Annotated in this window: 14 protein-coding genes; 6 read left to right on the top strand and 8 right to left on the bottom strand. The window is 47.1% G+C overall.

Features of this window, described 5'->3' with window-relative positions; all coding sequences use genetic code 11:
* Positions 1-111 precede the first annotated feature (111 nt).
* Positions 112-765 carry a phosphatase PAP2 family protein gene (locus tag Q9R46_RS21090; protein WP_311281648.1) on the top strand — a complete coding sequence of 218 codons (654 nt, stop codon included), beginning with the start codon at positions 112-114 and terminating at the stop codon, positions 763-765.
* Here the strand turns inward: Q9R46_RS21090 and Q9R46_RS21085 are convergent.
* From Q9R46_RS21085 to Q9R46_RS21060, 6 genes are all read right to left on the bottom strand, one after another.
* Positions 758-2281, bottom strand: a complete 1524-nt coding sequence (locus Q9R46_RS21085; protein WP_311281647.1) for an HD-GYP domain-containing protein — start codon at positions 2279-2281, stop codon at positions 758-760. The genes Q9R46_RS21090 and Q9R46_RS21085 overlap by 8 nt on opposite strands.
* Positions 2282-2533: 252 nt before the next feature.
* Positions 2534-3526, bottom strand: a complete 993-nt coding sequence (locus Q9R46_RS21080; RefSeq protein ID WP_397386395.1) for an anti-sigma factor domain-containing protein — start codon at positions 3524-3526, stop codon at positions 2534-2536.
* The gene (locus Q9R46_RS21075) at positions 3523-4119 is read right to left on the bottom strand and encodes an RNA polymerase sigma factor (RefSeq protein ID WP_145333942.1); all 597 of its coding nucleotides are present in this window, start codon (positions 4117-4119) and stop codon (positions 3523-3525) included. Before Q9R46_RS21075 ends, Q9R46_RS21080 begins: the two co-directional genes overlap by 4 nt.
* Positions 4120-4819: 700 nt before the next feature.
* Positions 4820-4942, bottom strand: coding sequence for a sporulation protein YjcZ (locus Q9R46_RS21070; protein WP_139168879.1), 123 nt, complete (start codon positions 4940-4942; stop codon positions 4820-4822).
* A 504-nt stretch (positions 4943-5446) separates the two neighbouring features.
* Positions 5447-5551 carry a YjcZ family sporulation protein gene (locus Q9R46_RS21065; protein WP_222128662.1) on the bottom strand — a complete coding sequence of 35 codons (105 nt, stop codon included), beginning with the start codon at positions 5549-5551 and terminating at the stop codon, positions 5447-5449.
* Positions 5552-5593: 42 nt separating this feature from the next.
* The gene (locus Q9R46_RS21060; RefSeq protein ID WP_017690880.1) at positions 5594-5698 is read right to left on the bottom strand and encodes a hypothetical protein; all 105 of its coding nucleotides are present in this window, start codon (positions 5696-5698) and stop codon (positions 5594-5596) included.
* 514 nt (positions 5699-6212) lie between these two features.
* Between Q9R46_RS21060 and Q9R46_RS21055 the strand changes: the two genes are divergently transcribed.
* Positions 6213-7334, top strand: coding sequence for a PsbP-related protein (locus Q9R46_RS21055; RefSeq protein ID WP_311281646.1), 1122 nt, complete (start codon positions 6213-6215; stop codon positions 7332-7334).
* A 238-nt stretch (positions 7335-7572) separates the two neighbouring features.
* On the opposite strand, the gene Q9R46_RS21050 is transcribed toward Q9R46_RS21055, so the two are convergent.
* On the bottom strand, positions 7573-7899 hold the full coding sequence (locus tag Q9R46_RS21050; protein ID WP_145333946.1) for an MTH1187 family thiamine-binding protein: 327 nt from the start codon (positions 7897-7899) through the stop codon (positions 7573-7575).
* Positions 7900-8667: 768 nt separating this feature from the next.
* Between Q9R46_RS21050 and Q9R46_RS21045 the strand changes: the two genes are divergently transcribed.
* The 4 genes from Q9R46_RS21045 to Q9R46_RS21030 all read left to right on the top strand — a co-directional run bounded on the left by Q9R46_RS21045 (position 8668) and on the right by Q9R46_RS21030 (position 14835).
* Positions 8668-11001: a ribonucleoside-diphosphate reductase subunit alpha gene (locus tag Q9R46_RS21045; RefSeq protein ID WP_311281645.1), complete on the top strand. Its 2334-nt coding sequence runs from the start codon at positions 8668-8670 to the stop codon at positions 10999-11001.
* A gap of 232 nt (positions 11002-11233) precedes the next feature.
* Complete coding sequence (locus Q9R46_RS21040) at positions 11234-12265, top strand: ribonucleotide-diphosphate reductase subunit beta (RefSeq protein WP_090918646.1); 1032 nt, start codon at positions 11234-11236, stop codon at positions 12263-12265.
* A 139-nt stretch (positions 12266-12404) separates the two neighbouring features.
* Positions 12405-13778, top strand: coding sequence for an Imm51 family immunity protein (locus tag Q9R46_RS21035; protein WP_311281644.1), 1374 nt, complete (start codon positions 12405-12407; stop codon positions 13776-13778).
* A gap of 22 nt (positions 13779-13800) precedes the next feature.
* Entirely contained in the window at positions 13801-14835 is a 1035-nt protein-coding gene (locus Q9R46_RS21030) for a phosphotransferase family protein (protein WP_311281643.1), read from the top strand.
* 190 nt (positions 14836-15025) lie between these two features.
* On the opposite strand, the gene Q9R46_RS21025 is transcribed toward Q9R46_RS21030, so the two are convergent.
* Positions 15026-16837 (bottom strand): S9 family peptidase, encoded by a 1812-nt coding sequence (locus tag Q9R46_RS21025; protein ID WP_311281642.1) that lies wholly within the window; start codon positions 16835-16837, stop codon positions 15026-15028.
* Positions 16838-16906 lie beyond the last annotated feature (69 nt).

The following is a 16906-nucleotide window of genomic DNA, read 5'->3' as shown; positions in this document are numbered from 1 at the left end:
TTAAGATTCAACTTGTGTGTAAGACATAGTACAATATATTGTTGTTTCATTCTTTATATTTATCGCTATAATCATGTTTGCTTGAAACATGCTGAAAGGAGATTTACAGCTGTGCAATTGTTAAAAGACAAATCCTATTGGCTGTCGCTTAGTCTGATGTTATCCCTGGCCGTTATGGGACTTTTCTATGATATTCTGAACAATCCGGGTCGTGGTTATGTTATCCTTAATTCTCCAATCGACCAGACGCTTCCTTTTATCCCCGCGATGTCGATTCCCTATCTGGGATGGTACCCGTTTGTATTCGGTGTGCTGGCCTATCTGTGTGCCAAGGATCGACTTATGTATTACCGGGTCTTGTTATCCATGATCATCTGTGTCTGGATCTGTTACCTGATCTACTTTAACTTCCAAACGATGGTTCCCCGGCCGGAATTAACTGGCTCTGGTCTAGGTGCAGCCGTCATCGGATGGCTCTACAGCCAGGATCGTCCATATAACTGTTTTCCCAGTATTCACGCCCTGCACTCATATCTGGTGATGCGTGCCGTTCTATCCGTTTCGACCATTCGTAAATCCGTCAAGGTGATGGTAGCTGCCGGTGCAGCCCTTATCATTATCTCTACACTGCTCATCAAACAACATGTCATTTACGACGCACTGAGTGCAATGATTCTTGGCGAATGTATCTTCACGATCATTACTGGGCTAGCGCTTTATCGACGTCGCAGAAAAGCCTCCAAATGGACGGAGGGGATCAACTAACCCCCTCTTCAGGCTTTTTGTCCAGTTGCTTCTGTCGTCTCCACTCATCAATAAACAAACCTGCATAATAGGGGTCCCACTGGGTCCCCTTTCCTTCTTCCAGAATCATAAGCGCTCGCTCATCACTCATTCCATTCCGGTACGGTCTGTCTGATGTCATCGCATCAAAGGCATCTGCTACCGCTATAATACGGCCGAATAGTGGAATCTCCTCGCCTGCCATGCCATCCGGATAACCTTTGCCGTCATACCTCTCATGATGGGATCGCACCCCCGGCAGGAAGTCTGCCATAGCGTCCACAGGCTCAATCTGAAGCAAAATACTTTCTCCTAATACAGGATGCGTACGGATGATTGCAAATTCCTCATCACTGAGCTTGCCGTCTTTGAGTAAAACCTCGTCAGGTATACCAATCTTCCCGATATCATGGAGCAAAGCAGATTTGTACAACAAGTCGGCCTGTTCGTCATTCATACCGCTGAGCCTGCCGATCAGAATAGAATACTCCGCGACACGCATAGAATGTCCCGCCGTATATTTATCCCTGGCATCCAGTGCAGCCGCAAGCAGAGAGAAGTAACTTTGCAGCAGTTGCCGATTGCGCTCCTGTCTCATCTCTAGCCGACTAATCATCATATTGAACCCCGAGATCAATTGCGAAAATTCATCCGAGTACAAATCCGGCGTTCTTCTGCCGAACTCGCCGCCCTGAATCCGGTTCATCTCTTGTGTCAACTCCGCCACAGGATCACGGACATCCCGAATTAACAGCCAGCTGCCCACCATGGAGAATCCCGCGCCCAGGATGACGATGAGTACACCCCAAAACGTATATTCTTTTGCAAACACCGGGTCTATGTACTGGAGCCGAATATAAGTAGCCAGAAAAAATAAACACAGTGGAAATAAACCGATGAGTGCAGTGCTAGTCTGAAACTTTCGCTGTATCGAGATCAGGATGCGTCCGCCAAGCGAAGGTTCCATCCCATACAGATTCTTGCCTCTACGGCGAACTTCGAGTAGCAACGGCCTCACTGCCCTCACGGTAAGGTAATATTCAATCAAGGCATGCATAATGGCAATTAAGAACGCACAGACAGCCGCAACAATGACATATCCATACGGGATCTCAAGCCAGCCCGTGGAAATCATCCACAGTGTAATCCCTGCCGCGGGCACAGAGAAACCCAGCATGTGTGGCCCAAGAATACGATATATGGTTTGTCCCGGAAAGCGGTGAATTCGTTCGTACATCCGATTTAATTCAGCCATTTCATGATGCTCTGCAGCGAAGAAATGGCCTATTGGTCCTAATTGAGCCCATAGCGTAATCAATTCTGCAACTAGCATAAACAGAATTGAAATGAGTACAATGGCGACTAATCGAACATATTGGATATTGGGTACCTGCAAGGTTGAGATCATCACCACAGTGCCCACAATAAAAATGGCTGATATCGAACCAATGAGATAATTGCGTAGCAGACGGAAGATAAATGCACGATATACTTCCAATCCAATCCCTCGCTCTCTATGTCTAACCCGTTCCGCCCTGATAAAAAAGGGAGAATAAGGATGTTTTCTCCTATATGTTTATCGGTTATTCCCACTAAAAAAATTAATAAAATCCTGCGAAAAATGTTGCATATTCTGCTTAGCAGTCTTCGGGGTTTGCTTCATAAAAAGGCCGCTCCCTGAGGGAGCGGCCTTTTATTCAGGTTTTTGTTACGTATATTCCATTAAAACTCCTTTTGGGGACTTTGGCATCTAACTCGTTTTAATTTTAGCCGCCAAAATCATTGTGCCACGTGGTTGATCCCCCAGCGCATCCGGTTCAAGCGTGATCGCTACGGTGTCATAATCGTTTGCGGAATCCAGCGTGTAATAGACCGCTCCCGTACCGTCATGACTTAGGAACGTCCCCGCATTCTTAGGAGTATCCCCCTTGATCAGCCATACCTGAAATGCCTGGTTACCTTCCAGTGCAGGCAATTTCTCTGCCTGCACCACGAGGTGCGTGCCTTTGCTATCGATCACGATGGTCGCCAGACCTTGCGCAACAATATCTTGCGTTGCCGGGCTCAGCTTGACGGCCTCGCCCGTCTTCATGCCTTGCGCCGGCGCCTGGGCTGAAGCAAGTTGCTCTTGCAGCTGTGCATTCTGCGCTTGCGCGAGAGCCAGCTGCTCCTGCGCGGCCGATACGCCTTCGGCTTGCTGCGTCAGCAAGTCGATGCGGCTCTGCAGCTGCGCCGTGTACACGCCGAGCACCAGCGCCGCTGCCGCGAGGCCCGCACTGGCTGCGCGCCAAGCGCGGCCACCGCGCGCACGCGCGCGCGTATCTGGCTGCCCCAGCTGTGCCTGGGCAGCCTCTTCGGCCCGGGCCGCAGGCACCGCCGCTGGCGGCAAGCCAGGCCCGGGCTGCGCCGCACGCTCGTGCTGCGGCGCAAGGTCTTCCCGAAGCACCGCGGATGCGGGTGCTTCAGGTTGCTGCGCAGGAGTCGCTGCCGGCGTCGCGCCGGTACTCTCCTGCGCCTGACCGAGCACGCTGCCCAGCACGCGTGCTCGCATGCCCGGCGGCGGTGCCACAGGGTCCGCCGCAAGTGGCAGGGAGCCGGTTACCTCCTGCAATTCCCTTACCTCCTGACGACAAGCTTCGCAACTCGACATATGCGCTTCGAATGCCGCCACTTCCTCTGCTTCCAGTCCGCCCAGCACATACATCGGTGCCAGATCAGACCACTCCTCATGTCGTTCTATCATGGATGTATGCCCTCCCTTCCCGCGTCCGGATGCAATTCAGCATCAGCAAGTAACTTCTGGAGCTGACGCATGGCAAGCCTGACACGGCTCTTCACCGTACCCAGCGGAATCCCGAATCGGCTGGATACCTCTTGTTGCGTTAAACCTGCATAATATATCGATTCAATTACTTGCTTCTGGTCCTCATTCAATTGGGTCAACGCCTCTTTAATACGTGTGCCTTCCCATTTGCGCTGGACCTCTTCTTCTGTATTTGTATATTCGTCAGCGTACGCCGCCAGTGTCTCATGCTCAACTGAAGTGGTTGCTGCTCCTTTCGATCTCCGCCTCAGCATGTCCACTGCGATATTGCGCGTAATCGCGAACATCCATGTGGTCAGCTTCCCCTGTGAGGCATCAAATCGTTCCGCTTTATTCCAGATGCGCAGAAAAAGTTCCTGCACGGTCTCCTCTGCCGCCATCGAATCACCGACAATTCGGTAAGCAAAAGAATAGACGGCCCGTTCATATCGGTCATATAGCAGTTCCAGTGCAGAAGCATCACGTTCTGCAATTCGTTGCATCAACCTGCTGTCCTCTATCGATTCAGTCATCCGAGGGCCCCTTTCTGTATCTTCCCTCATATTATAACCTACGCAGAAACGTTTGAAGAGGATTACCCCTAATAACATTTTTTTTGAGATATTTCTTTCCAAACTCCGGACTCAAATGAAGGCCTAAACTTGTGCTTCAAGGGTCGCCCTTCCTTTTTATTGCAATAAATTACAGACTGTGGTATGATATAGAAGTTGTACAAACAACCTCATATGATTTTCTGTCTTCTTTTTAACCCCGGAATATTTTCTTCATGCTGCGACCGCAGCGAATATGCTAACTAACCTATGGAGATTGACGAACCTGAATCACAATAACCCGGTAGACTAAGGGTTTACAAGATGTTCCCATTCACACTGGCGCGGTCATCGGAGCCGCAAGGACAAAAGAGAGGTAGGGCTTTTGTTGTTTTGGATATCATTTATTCTTGAGAAGATTGAAAACATACATCAAGCACCCGGAATTGGGTTCCGGGTGCTTTTCTATATCCCATTTGCTTTATCCCTTCCCGCGATAAAGCACGCCTAAAAAAAGATAACCCCGGCTTACTGCCGGAGTTAACACATAAGAGATTCCCTTACATTCTTTGTATGAAGGATTCTTATAAGAAACGCATCCGAATTGCATAAATCCAGTCAGGCTTTCCGATTGGCCCGATGTTGCAGTCCACGTTTGGACCGCGGCCTCTCAGCAGAGCCTTTAGATAAACATGGTTTTGGAGATGATTACGAGCAGAATGAATAAAACAAGAATGGTTCCCATGGAACTCCAGACTCCTCCACCACAGGCAGGTGCACAACCATGGTGGTATCCCTGCACCATCGGTGCTTGATTCGGCTGGTAGCCATAAGGCATTGTTCCGTAGTTGTACATCTCTTGACCTGGATATTGGTATCCGTACATATGTTCATGCCCTCCTTGTAGTCCGTAAACTTGCCCCTGTCCGTTCGGTGAGTTCGGTTTAACTTCGCTCATCGTCATGCCTCCTTAACGTTTGCCTACACCTTAAGCTATGTATTTGCCCTATACGGTGACCGGGCTATGGCCCTCATGATCTCAAAATAGGCGTTTAACCTGACCACCTTTATCTTTTTCTTACCATTCTCGCTCTCACTTGTTCCTATTCTTCCATCCCCCCTATTTTTCTCTTCAACTGATCATCCCCCCTACTTTGTTACAAGTCGTAACATTCCCCACTTTGTCTTATGCCACTATTATTTCTCATATTCCCTTCTATCAAGTGCCCAAAATCGAACTAGCCCCTTCCTCAACGAAGCTTGTCCAGTCTCATAAAACCCTGCCGGTTACCCGGCAGAGCACTACACATTATACCCAGAACGACTTAGTGATGATCACGAGCAGAATGAACAACACCAGGATTGCTCCAGTGGAAGTCCAGCCGCCGTATCCGATTCCTCCTACTTCACCCATCTTAAACCCTCCCCTACGTGCGAATTTTACTATAAACTTTTATTAGATCAGGAATGCTTTAGAAATGATCACCAGCAAGATAAAGAGAACCAGAATCGCGCCAGTCGATGTCCATGCACCGCCGTATCCACCAACTACTCCACTCATGTAAAACCCTCCTTTGATTTGAGGTACAGTTCACTATATGCATCGGACGCGCAACCGACCGGGCGCAGATGTAAAATGGGCTGACTTCTATTTTTAACTACATTTTTCACCAGGAAGAATAGTATTAATTGAGCTTATAAATACATCCTTTATTGTCTTTCGCTTACTTTAATTAATACATAGTGTTATAATTTATTAGATTTGTGGCCTTTATGTTCCTTATATTGGGATATGTGCTATCCCTTTATTAAGAAGGGCTGTTATTCTAAAATCTATGCGGAAAGGAGTATTTCTGGCTTGTCTTGAGCAATGTATCCATTATTACAAAGTACAGTAGTTTTTAGATTGAACCATTCAATATCAATCATTAAATGTCTGATTGAGTAAGTAACCTACAAATGACCAACATTTATTTTGAAGAATAACAAGTACAAATTCTAGAGTTTGGCATTTCACCTGATGACCGGAGTAAAAAAACCCAACCGATGGGAAAGCATACTAGGGGATTAGAAAAATGAAAAAACCGGTTATGATTCTTGCTTTAACTGTATTGCTCAGCGCTTGTGGTAATTCGGAAACAACGAAAACAGCTGACAACAAGCCCTCGGAACCAACGAATGCTACCGAAACTGTCAAAGCTGAAGCTAAAGAAACAAAATATACTACATATAACGGTGAAGGGTTTTCGTTCTCGTATCCGGAGTCATGGAAAAGTGTAGATACTAGTCAAATGCACGCAGCGGTGAAAGGCGCGTTCTCAGACCAATCAGGAACTAAGAAGTTTGCAGATAACATTAATTTAACGATCGAAGCCAATACATCAGGTTCAATCAACCCTGAGGAATTTGCTAATAACACAGCGGACTATTATGTACAGAATGGTGCATCTATCGGCATATCAGATTATAAAAAGACCAATTTTAGCATCAAGCCTTATAAAGACATCAATGCTGGTGTACTTGAAGGGAGTTACACTCATTCCTCAGGAACCAATGTAGTTCTAGTTCAGTACATGATCCCGACAAATACAGACCTGTATACCTTAACGTTAACTTATGGCAAAGATTCATATCATTCAGATGAAGTGAGTGATATTCTAGATTCCTTGAATATTACTTCTCCGCTGGCGCAAACAGCTGTAACGACATCTGCTACAGACTCATCGGGCGCAGCAACTGCTGCTGACTTCTTTAACGATCTTACATCTTCCGTCTCATCTGAGACAGCCGTGATGGAGCAGGTATCTTATAATTATCTCGCAAAACATACCGACCTGTTCCCTGCAGATACTGCTGAGCTTCGCAAAAAGGTAAAAGGACTTGTTAAAGCCGATGTGACCACCCGACATCTCAATAAAAATGTAGCCAATTACTACGAGAACTTTGTACAAATAAGTGGACAGGTTATTCAGGTGGAAGAAGACAATTCACTGGGATCACCCATTTCTATCTTGTTACTAGAGGACGATTACGGTAATTATACTACAGCCATATATCCTGCCTCGACCGGAGACTTGCTTGATGGGGACTATGCCACTGTCATTGCTGTACCTATCGCCAACTACTCCTTCGATAATGTTGGTGGCGGATACACCAATTCAACTATAATGGGTGCCTCTTTAATCGTTGCTGAATAATACAAACCAAGAATAGGACAAACAGGCCAGCTTAATTAAGTTTAAGCAGGCCTGTTTGGTGTAATGGATACATGACGAAGTTTGAAAAAACGTAGATACCCGGTTTGCATTTGGCAACCGGCTTATCATTCTTGATATAGAGCAGAGCAACACGTATTTTGAGACACTTTTTGTCAAAAACTCAAAAAAGGCAAGCCCCTAATGGGACTTGCCGCGTAAAATGGTTTTATGCCGTTTCTCAATTCGGCCTGTCGTGCAGCGAAATTAACTTATCCTGTACGGATTGCAGCTTCTGCATACTGGAGGCGTCCGGTTTATCACGCCGGTCATCGATCTTCACGGATGTGGAGACACGCTGGGCTCCTGACAGAAACGGAGCTTCATGCAAAGCCGCGATAGCGGTGAAAACTTCGTTCAGCGGACCTTCAATGATGGTGCTCATCGAAGTCAACTGGTATGTAACGCCACGTTGCCTTTCCAATATCTTTTGCATGTCTGCTACATAACTGCTCAGACTGGTCGTGCCTGTTCCAATCGGGATGACGGTTACTTCTGCAATTGCCACTTCGCACTGCCTCCTCTGGGCCCCGTTTGAACCGTTGCCGCTCAAGTTTTAGTCGAGTTTTGACTCATTTTATTTTAACAGTTTAAAGTACTCCAATTCAAACTGACGTGATGACGTCATTCTAAATCTCGCAAATTTTTTTTCGCAGAATCTTCAAATCTTCCAGTCCTTTTCCTTTGCGGATTCTTGGCTTAGATGGTATACTCGGAATTACGTTTTATGGTTTCCCCCCTGTTTACAAACACTATATGTTGGGGTACATTAGTATAACAACAACAAAATATAGTGAAACGGGATACCCCACTTCTTATATCCAGCATCTGGAATCACTCGAAAAACTAGATGAAATCACCTCCAAAGGCACGTCCCTGTAGGTGTAAATCGCTTTCTCGAAGACAGGGCTGGCATGGAGGTTAACGGGGCTGTTTGGACTGCGTCCGTTACCTATATTCACAGGTATGAAATGATCAGACAAAAGCTTACATACAGCAACTTGTTCTGTCGAAGGCATGCATATGATAAGACTGTCAAAAAACCAGAACATGAATGGGCATTTTCAGCCGCAAGGCAAGGGAATGCTTTTTGTATGAGCAGGTTCTGTCCACTCCTTGTCGCATGATTTCATCCCAAACGTATGTGGTTACCGCCACTGTAGTCCGCAAAATCCGTTTTATACTCACCGTTGTAGACCTCCAATTCTTATTTTCAAAGAATTGTTTAATTTATTTTTATCATTATCTTTTTATCATGTGAAAGCGAGGAATATTCATGCCACAAGTTGTGACCAAGCCGAACAATCGCCAGCTTGCCTTTGACGAGATGCGTATCTCGGTGTATGCCGACCGTATCCTGGAAGGACTGGACATGCTCGACAAGGAACGTCTGGTTCGCGGAGTAACGAGCAAACTTCGTCGTGACGAAGTTACCGGAGATGAGATCAGCAATGCTTTTATGATGAGCGCTCTGGAACTGGTGACGAAAGAAGAGCCGAACTGGAAATTTGCAGCAGCGAGATCCCTGCTTACTTCCCTTTACAAAAAAGCGGCAACCAACCGCAGATACAAATCCTACCCGGACGAGCCTTACGGCGCATTCCATCCACTGATCGTTGACCTTGTCAAAAAAGGCATCTATCGGGAAGAGTTGCTGGAATGTTACACCAAGGAACAGATCGACGAGCTTGCGGAGTGCATTGACTATCGCAACGATCTGCTCTTCGATTATATCGGTTTGCTCACACTGGCTGAGCGTTACCTCGCCAACGATTTTGATGGCAAAGTCATGGAATTGCCGCAGGAGCGTTACATGGTTATCGCCATGTACCTGATGCACCAAGAACCTGCCGAGAAGCGTATGGATCTGGTGAAAGAAGCATACTGGGCGATGAGCAACATGTACATGACCGCAGCTACGCCGACGATGTCCAATGCAGGTAAAAAGGTAGCCGGACAGCTCTCCAGCTGTTTCATCGACACCGTAGATGACTCTCTCGAAGGGATCTTTGATTCCAATACAGACGTAGCCCGTTTGAGCAAAATGGGCGGCGGCATCGGCGTGTACCTCGGTAAAGTCAGAGCGCGTGGTTCAGACATCCGTGGTCACAAAAATACAAGTTCAGGCGTTATCCCTTGGATTCGCCAGTTGAATAACACAGCCGTGAGCGTGGATCAGCTCGGAACACGTAAAGGTGCGATCGCGGTTTACCTGGATGTTTTCCATAAAGATATCCTGGCGTTCCTCGACCTGAAGCTGAACAATGGTGACGAGCGGATGCGTGCGCATGACGTTTTCCACGGTATCTGCCTGCCTGACCTCTTCATGGAGCGTGTCGAAAGTCGTGGTGAATGGAGCCTGTTCTGCCCGCACGAGACGAAAAAAGTGATGGGCTGGAAAGATGAGAATGGCCGCGCACTGGGTCTGGAAGACTTCTACGACGAAACGAAGGGTCAAGGTACATTCCGCGAGAAGTATGAAGAAGCCGTGAATCATCCGCTGTTGTCCCGTATTACGGTACAAGCCATCGACATCATGAAACGTGTCATGAAATCACAGCTCGAAACAGGTACGCCGTACATGTTCTACCGTGATACAGTTAACCGTTCGAACCCTAACCGCGCACATGGCATGGTCTACTCGTCCAACCTGTGCACCGAAATTATGCAGAACCAATCCGCTACCGTGGTGGAAAAAGAAGAACTGGTGACTAAAGATGGTCAGACACGCATCGTGATCTCCAAAGTGCCTGGTGACTTCGTGGTCTGCAACCTGAACTCGATCCACTTGGCTCGCGCGGTACCTCATAACGTACTGGAGCGTCTGATTCCGATTCAGGTTCGTATGCTGGACAACGTTATTGACATCAACAACATTGAGGTGCTTCAAGCCCAATACACGAACAGTCAGTATCGCGCTGTCGGTCTGGGAACATTCGGATTGCATCACCTGCTTGCGCTCGAAGGCATTCGGTGGGAATCCGAAGAAGCTGTCACCTATAACGATAATCTGTACGAAAAAATTAACTACCTGCTCGTTCAAGCCAGCATGGAACTGTCCAAAGAAAAAGGACATTATCCGAAGTTCAAAGGCTCCGACTGGGAAAGCGGTCATTACTTCGATCAACGCGAGTACACAACGGGTGAGCGCGTAGGCGAATTTGTAACTACAGATCAATGGAAAGAACTGCAAGCGCAAGTGAAACAAAACGGCGTACGTAACGCATGGATGTTTGCGATCGCACCAAACGGTTCCACATCCATCATCGCCGGTTCAACAGCAAGTATTGATCCACTATATGAGCTGTTGTCCTATGAAGAGAAAACAACATACAAAATTGCCAACCCGGCACCGGATCTGTCCGAAAAAACGATCTGGTACTACAAAACGGCATTTATGGTGGATCAACATGCTTCCATCAACATGGCGGCAGCCCGTCAACGTCACGTTGACCAGGGTCAAAGCTTCAACCTGTATGTTCGTCCTGATATCAAAGCGACGGAGTTCCTGGAATTGCACCTTCACGCTTGGAGAGCCGGCATGAAATCGACCTATTATGTTCGAAGCCGTGCGTTAACGATCGAGGAATGTGATTCCTGCGCAAGCTGATCCACATAAGAATGGTAACATCGTGATGGATATGGGCACTTCCATTCTGTCACGCTGATCATGATGACCACCGGGGCATCCTGTTTTGAATGCAAAATAGCGTTGCCCTGGTTCTTTTTTGCCCAAAACCTGACCACAGCATCGCAAGATGTTCAATATATGCCAAAACAGTACAAGCTTGTTCTGTCATCGTTGTTATATAGTGTAAATTCATTCAAGGAGTGAACGGATTATGCAAGTACAGAAAATTTTCAATACCGAAGCGCCTAACCAATCGACACGTATTATTGAAGGTGAATGCTCGGGTATCCTGAACTGGAACGACATTCGTATGCCTCATATGTACAAATTGTACAAAGTATTGCTACTTAACCACTGGATCGCTGACGAGATTCCAATGTCCAAGGATGCTTCCCAGTTTGCCCAACTGGACGAAGAAGAGAAACGTACGTTCAAAATTAACATCTCCCTGCTGGCTGTACTGGATTCCATGCAAACGATGTTTGTTGGTGACGTAAAACGTTATTTTACCGACTCTTCCCTTGAAGCGATCTCTGCCATTATCGGACAACAGGAAGTTGTGCATAACCAATCCTACTCCTACGTTCTGTCTTCCATCGTTTCCGATCAGGAGCAGAAAGAGATTTTCGAATATTGGAAACATGATCCAGTGTTACTGGACCGCAACCGTTTCATCGCGGATATCTACCAAAGCTTCCGGGACAACCCGTCTCCACAGACGTTCTTCCAAGCGATGGTTGCTGACTTGATTCTGGAAGGTATTTTCTTCTATAGTACATTTGCGTTCTTCTATAACCTGGCACGTGACCAAAAAATGATGGCAACCAGCCAGATGATCTCGTATATCCAGCGGGATGAAAATCAGCACTGCTACTTCTTCGCGGAGGTATTCAAACAGTTGCTGGTAGACTTCCCTGAACTGAACACACCGGAAAACATGGACTACGTGTACAAAACGATTGACCGCGCAGTTGAGCTGGAAACAAACTGGGCTCATTATACACTCAGCAACGTTCGCGGCATCGACCTGAACGAACTGGAAGATTACATTAAATACACGGCGAACAAACGCTTGCGTCTGATGGGTATGGAAAAGGCATATGAAGGCGTCGACGTGAACTGCATGCCTTGGATCAAACCATTCTCCGACGAAGCGCTGAACGCAACGAAAACAGACTTCTTCGAAGCCAAGTCCCGTAACTACGGTAAAGTCGGAGACGATAACGGATTTGACGATTTGTAGAATAACGTCTAACACTGCACACTCTCTCATGCTGGGAAGCTTTACAGCTACCCGCGTGAGAGAGTGTTTTTTTGTCTCTAAACCTTGTAAAATAGTGGGTAGAGTTTCCTATTCTTTCACGATGAAATGAGGTCTAATCATGGATAGAGAGTTGCTGGAACAGATTAATGTTTGGCACGAACAGGAAGACTATGCGCTCATCGTAAAACGTATTGAGGCATTACCCGAATCCGAGCAGGATGCCGAAACGATCGGACAGCTCGCAAGAGCCTATAACAATCTGGATGAATATCGTAAAGCCATCCAGCTATTAAACGAAGTCAAGGAACAAGGCGTATCCGATCCGTTATGGCACTTCCGGTTAGGTTATGCCTACTATTACGTCGCTGAATACAAGCTGGCACAGGCCGCTTTTGAGGAAGCTAATCGACTTGAGCCTAACGATGACTCTACCCTGGAATTTTTGGACTGGATTCGCCCCAAAGCAGCTAAAATGGATCGGGATCGCACTCGCTGGGAGACGGAGCAGGCCGAGTGGGAGCAAAGCGGAACACTAAACCAGCTCCAGGCTGCTTCAGGCACATATGATCCAGCAACATTCTGGCGGTATAGCGATTATGCACGAGACAACCATGTGTCAGCACCTTTTGACGAAGAACTTATCCAATCTATTGAACAGGAACTCGGCTACAAACTGCCTGCTTCCTATATTCAGCTGATGAAAACGCAAAATGGCGGTTTTCCTGCGCGCACAACGTTCCCGACTCAAGAGGGTACAAGTTGGGCAGAGAATCATATCGCCATTACAAGCATCTTGGGTATTGGACGGGACAAGATGTATTCCCTTGGTGGAGAGCTCGGCAGTCGCTTTATGATCGAAGACTGGGGATACCCCGACCTCGGGGTTGTCATCTGTGATTGCCCGTCCGCCGGTCATGATGTCGTCATGCTGGACTATCGCTTCTGCGGCCCTCAAAGCGAACCTTGTGTCGTTCATGTGGATCAGGAGAGTGATTATGAAATCACCTATCTGGCACCTAATTTCGAAGTTTTCATTCGGGGTTTACTGGATGAAGAGGATTTTGATTTGCTTGACGAGGAAGGCTCTGACTCTCTTGATGAAGAACAAGCAATTACTGCTGTATTCACTAAGAACCAAAGCGTTTCAACATTCTCTCAAGAAGCCATCGCTCCTTTTAGATTCATTGATGCAGGAACCAATTCCTATTCCGTGATTCTGAATGCAGGTACATATCTTCAGGATGTCTTTGACTCTCGTGCAGATGAAGGTTTTGAAGGTGGTGGATATGATTGGGCCTCCCTCGCATCCGTGTTCCTTGAAGAAAAGATGCCACATCTGACTTCGGTGATTCGTTTCGATCCGGAAGCGGATATGTTCTGTGCTTATACAGATGACAAAGATGCACTCATATCCTTTATTCTCGGGTTCAAGCAGGCATGTGAGCAACGCGATCTTATTCTTGACTTGTTTTCAAGAGCGGAGCTGGACTAAACAGAAGATAAGGAGCCCTTATATGACGACTCGCATCTACTTTGCTTCCAATAGTCTCGGTCATGTCACGGAACACAGTCTGCAGAAGGCACTGGATTACTTCAATCTCGGAGTGTTAGTCCAGTTCCAGCGGACAGCTGAAGGCGTGATGGGGCAAACCTTGTTTATTCAAACTACGCAAGGTGAGTTTATTCTGAAGGGCAATCCGTTGTACAACGGACAGTTTCAGGAAGAGCAATTTTTTGTGGAGCAACTGGCCGCTCGCGCTAGCATCCCTGTTCCTGTTCCCTATCAGATTCAGGAGGACACGCAGCTATTGGGGTGGAGTTACGTAATCATGCCCAAGTTGTCTGGAAGCCATTTGTATGATCCTGTTTTTCAAACGACTCTGACTCCACAAGATCATGAAAAAATTGCAGATGTACTGGCTGAAACGTTAGCCGAACTGCATCACTGGAAAGTTCCGGATGCCGGAGAATACGATCCGGTGGCAGACAAAATCATGCCTTTTGCCGGCTCGTATCTGGACTGGTTGTATGGAAGCATCCGCCACTGGTTGCACGATGCGGAGAAGTACTCCGTGATTACAGACGATGATGTACGCTGGGTGGATGAGCAATTGAGGCAATCCGAATCTGCTTTTTTAATCTCGACGGTTCATGAATTTGTCATGGGAGATTTCAAGGTTGAGAATTTTCTTGTCCAAAAAGGAGATCTGCCTGCATCACCTTGGAAAATCAGTGGATTATTTGATTTTACGACGGCTTATTTTGGTGATGGCACAGCCGATCTGACGAAAATGACTTCAAGATACCTACGGGAAGGCCGGCCTGATCTGGCTGCGAGATTTCTCCATCATTACCGGGAAAACGTCTGTGCAGGCGATGTAGAAAAATGTAAACATTTTCGCTCACGCCTTCTTATTCACCTATTGTATCAACGTATTCTATGGTGGGGTGAAGCGAAGGCGACCGGACAAGTGACCTGGGAAGCCGATTTACCTTTTGCTCCGTGGGCAGAGCAGTATATCGAGAAGGTACTCTCTTTACTGGACTGAACTGCCCGATGGTCTGAATCAATAGTAGTGGACGACCCCTGATGTGATAACTCGATACAAAAATAGCCAGCGATCCTAAGGATCACCGGCTATTTTTTGTTTCCTATATAATACCCATATTACATGCTAATTCAATTGACGCATTCACCTGAATGATCCACTGAATTCTATGGTGATCAAATCATTCGAATTAAACCTGTGCAACAGGAGTCTCTTGATGCTTTTGCAAAAACTCGATCATTTTACGATAAACTAAAATTTCATTCGTTTTTCTGGAAAAACCATGGCCCTCATCATCCAACACGATGTACTCGACATCTACGCCTTTCTCCTGAAGTGCAGCTACAATCTGATCCGATTCAGCCTTGACCACCCTCGGATCATTGGCCCCTTGAATGACTAGCATCGGGTTCACCATCTGATCCAGATACGTAATCGGGGAATCCTTGGTTAAGCGTTCACGGTCACGTACCGGATCACCGAGCCATTTGTCCATCATCGGCTTCCAGTCCTCCGGCACAGATTCCAGGAAGGTGAACAGATTGCATGGGCCAAAGATGTCGACGGCTGCGCGGAACAGCTCCGGATGACGACCTGCAAGCAGCAGGGTCATGTATCCTCCGTAACTGCCACCTACTACAAATAAGCGTTCCGGCGAGCTGATCCCTTGATCGAACAACCACTGAATACCTGCAACACAGTCCAGTCTCGGCCCTTCGCCCCAGTCCCGCTCAACCATTTTTACAAATTCAGCACCATATCCCGTGCTACCCCGGAAGTTCGGAGCAAAGATATTGTACCCTTGCGCAAGCAACAACTGAAACATCGGACGGAAAAATTTGGCTTCCGATGCCTGCGGCCCGCCATGTGGCCAGAATACACTGTATCCGTTCGCCTGCTCCGGCTTCGCTTTGAACAGCAATGCTTCAATCTCCAGCCCGTCATAGGAATTGTACCGTACCACATCCGGATATACGAGATCATCCGCGCTCAGACCCGTGACCCGATTGGCTGTTAACGGCTCCCAGGACTCCGAGCCTGCTTCAAGACGGTAGATATTGTGCGGTTGCACAGCACCACGTCCGAGAATGTACACGTTACCGGCTTTGGTCACGTTTACCTGTTCAATTGTATCAAGGGGCATGTCCATGCGGCGAGGATTTTCAGCATCTTTTTCCAACACATACATATGATACTCCGGGCCGGTCAGTGTCCAGATATATAACGTTTCAGATGCCTCATGCCAGCGGATTTCTTCTACATCTTCTCCTTCAATGTGGCACAATGCACGAAACTCGCCTGTAGCAATGACGTACTCTGCGACGTAGGAATACGCTGCATTGTCATTCGTAATCAGCAACAAACGATCGTTACCTGCAAACAGAACATATGGAACCTGACTCTGCCGATCCGTAACCGGTACGATGGCATGAGATTCCCCATTCCGGTGCAGATGAGCAGTCTGATACGTATTGGAGTACAATTTCAAAATAACATAGGCTTCTTCATTGGGACTTACTGCAGTCAGGCTGCTGGTTACCTCTTCCCCTTGATACAACAGCTCGTCTTCTCCAGTCTCCAGGTCACGAAGGCGTGCATTTATATAATTCGGATTGCCTGAACTGGTGTTATAATACAGCCGTTTTCCATCCTCCGATAAGTGAGCATAATAACAGCGGTCATTCGGATCTGCCGGAACAATCGGAAGCGGAACTCCCCCCTCCGGTGGCAGTGCATAGAGGTGATAGTTTTCGTTGCCATCCCGATCAAAGGCGGTCAGCACATGACGCCCTTGCGGATCGGCTTTAATAAATTGACTGCTTTGGTTCAAATACGTCAGCGGATACGGATACCCTCCCGGTAAGTCCATCGCCCAAATATTCGGCTGACCATTGAGGTTGCTATCCATATACAGCTTCTTCTCGTCCGCTGATATGGCAAAATGCGAAATACGATACGTCTGAAAATACTGCTCTACATCCGGTTTCGGAAACTGAATCATGACAAACCTCCTTAAGATTAAACCCATGAATTTAACATTGGTAAATTAAGGTTCTATTTGTCCAGTTTA

The sequence above is a fragment of the Paenibacillus sp. RRE4 genome (assembly GCF_031844205.1).
Taxonomy (GTDB): Bacteria; Bacillota; Bacilli; order Paenibacillales; family Paenibacillaceae; genus Paenibacillus; species Paenibacillus xylanexedens_B.
Note: the sequence above shows the minus strand (reverse complement) of the source record. Positions and strands in the feature narration are given on the sequence as shown.

Bases quoted from the DNA above. Each gene is read 5' to 3' on its own strand.
- Q9R46_RS21045 (WP_311281645.1), top strand. From the start codon at position 8,668: ATGCCACAAGTTGTGACCAAGCCGAACAATCGCCAGCTTGCCTTTGAC.
- Q9R46_RS21040 (WP_090918646.1), top strand. From the start codon at position 11,234: ATGCAAGTACAGAAAATTTTCAATACCGAAGCGCCTAACCAATCGACA.
- Q9R46_RS21070 (WP_139168879.1), bottom strand. From the start codon at position 4,942: ATGGTGCAGGGATACCACCATGGTTGTGCACCTGCCTGTGGTGGAGGA.
- Q9R46_RS21080 (WP_397386395.1), bottom strand. From the start codon at position 3,526: ATGATAGAACGACATGAGGAGTGGTCTGATCTGGCACCGATGTATGTG.
- Q9R46_RS21055 (WP_311281646.1), top strand. From the start codon at position 6,213: ATGAAAAAACCGGTTATGATTCTTGCTTTAACTGTATTGCTCAGCGCT.
- Q9R46_RS21025 (WP_311281642.1), bottom strand. From the start codon at position 16,837: ATGATTCAGTTTCCGAAACCGGATGTAGAGCAGTATTTTCAGACGTAT.
- Q9R46_RS21060 (WP_017690880.1), bottom strand. From the start codon at position 5,698: ATGAGTGGAGTAGTTGGTGGATACGGCGGTGCATGGACATCGACTGGC.
- Q9R46_RS21075 (WP_145333942.1), bottom strand. From the start codon at position 4,119: ATGACTGAATCGATAGAGGACAGCAGGTTGATGCAACGAATTGCAGAA.
- Q9R46_RS21030 (WP_311281643.1), top strand. From the start codon at position 13,801: ATGACGACTCGCATCTACTTTGCTTCCAATAGTCTCGGTCATGTCACG.
- Q9R46_RS21065 (WP_222128662.1), bottom strand. From the start codon at position 5,551: ATGGGTGAAGTAGGAGGAATCGGATACGGCGGCTGGACTTCCACTGGA.
- Q9R46_RS21035 (WP_311281644.1), top strand. From the start codon at position 12,405: ATGGATAGAGAGTTGCTGGAACAGATTAATGTTTGGCACGAACAGGAA.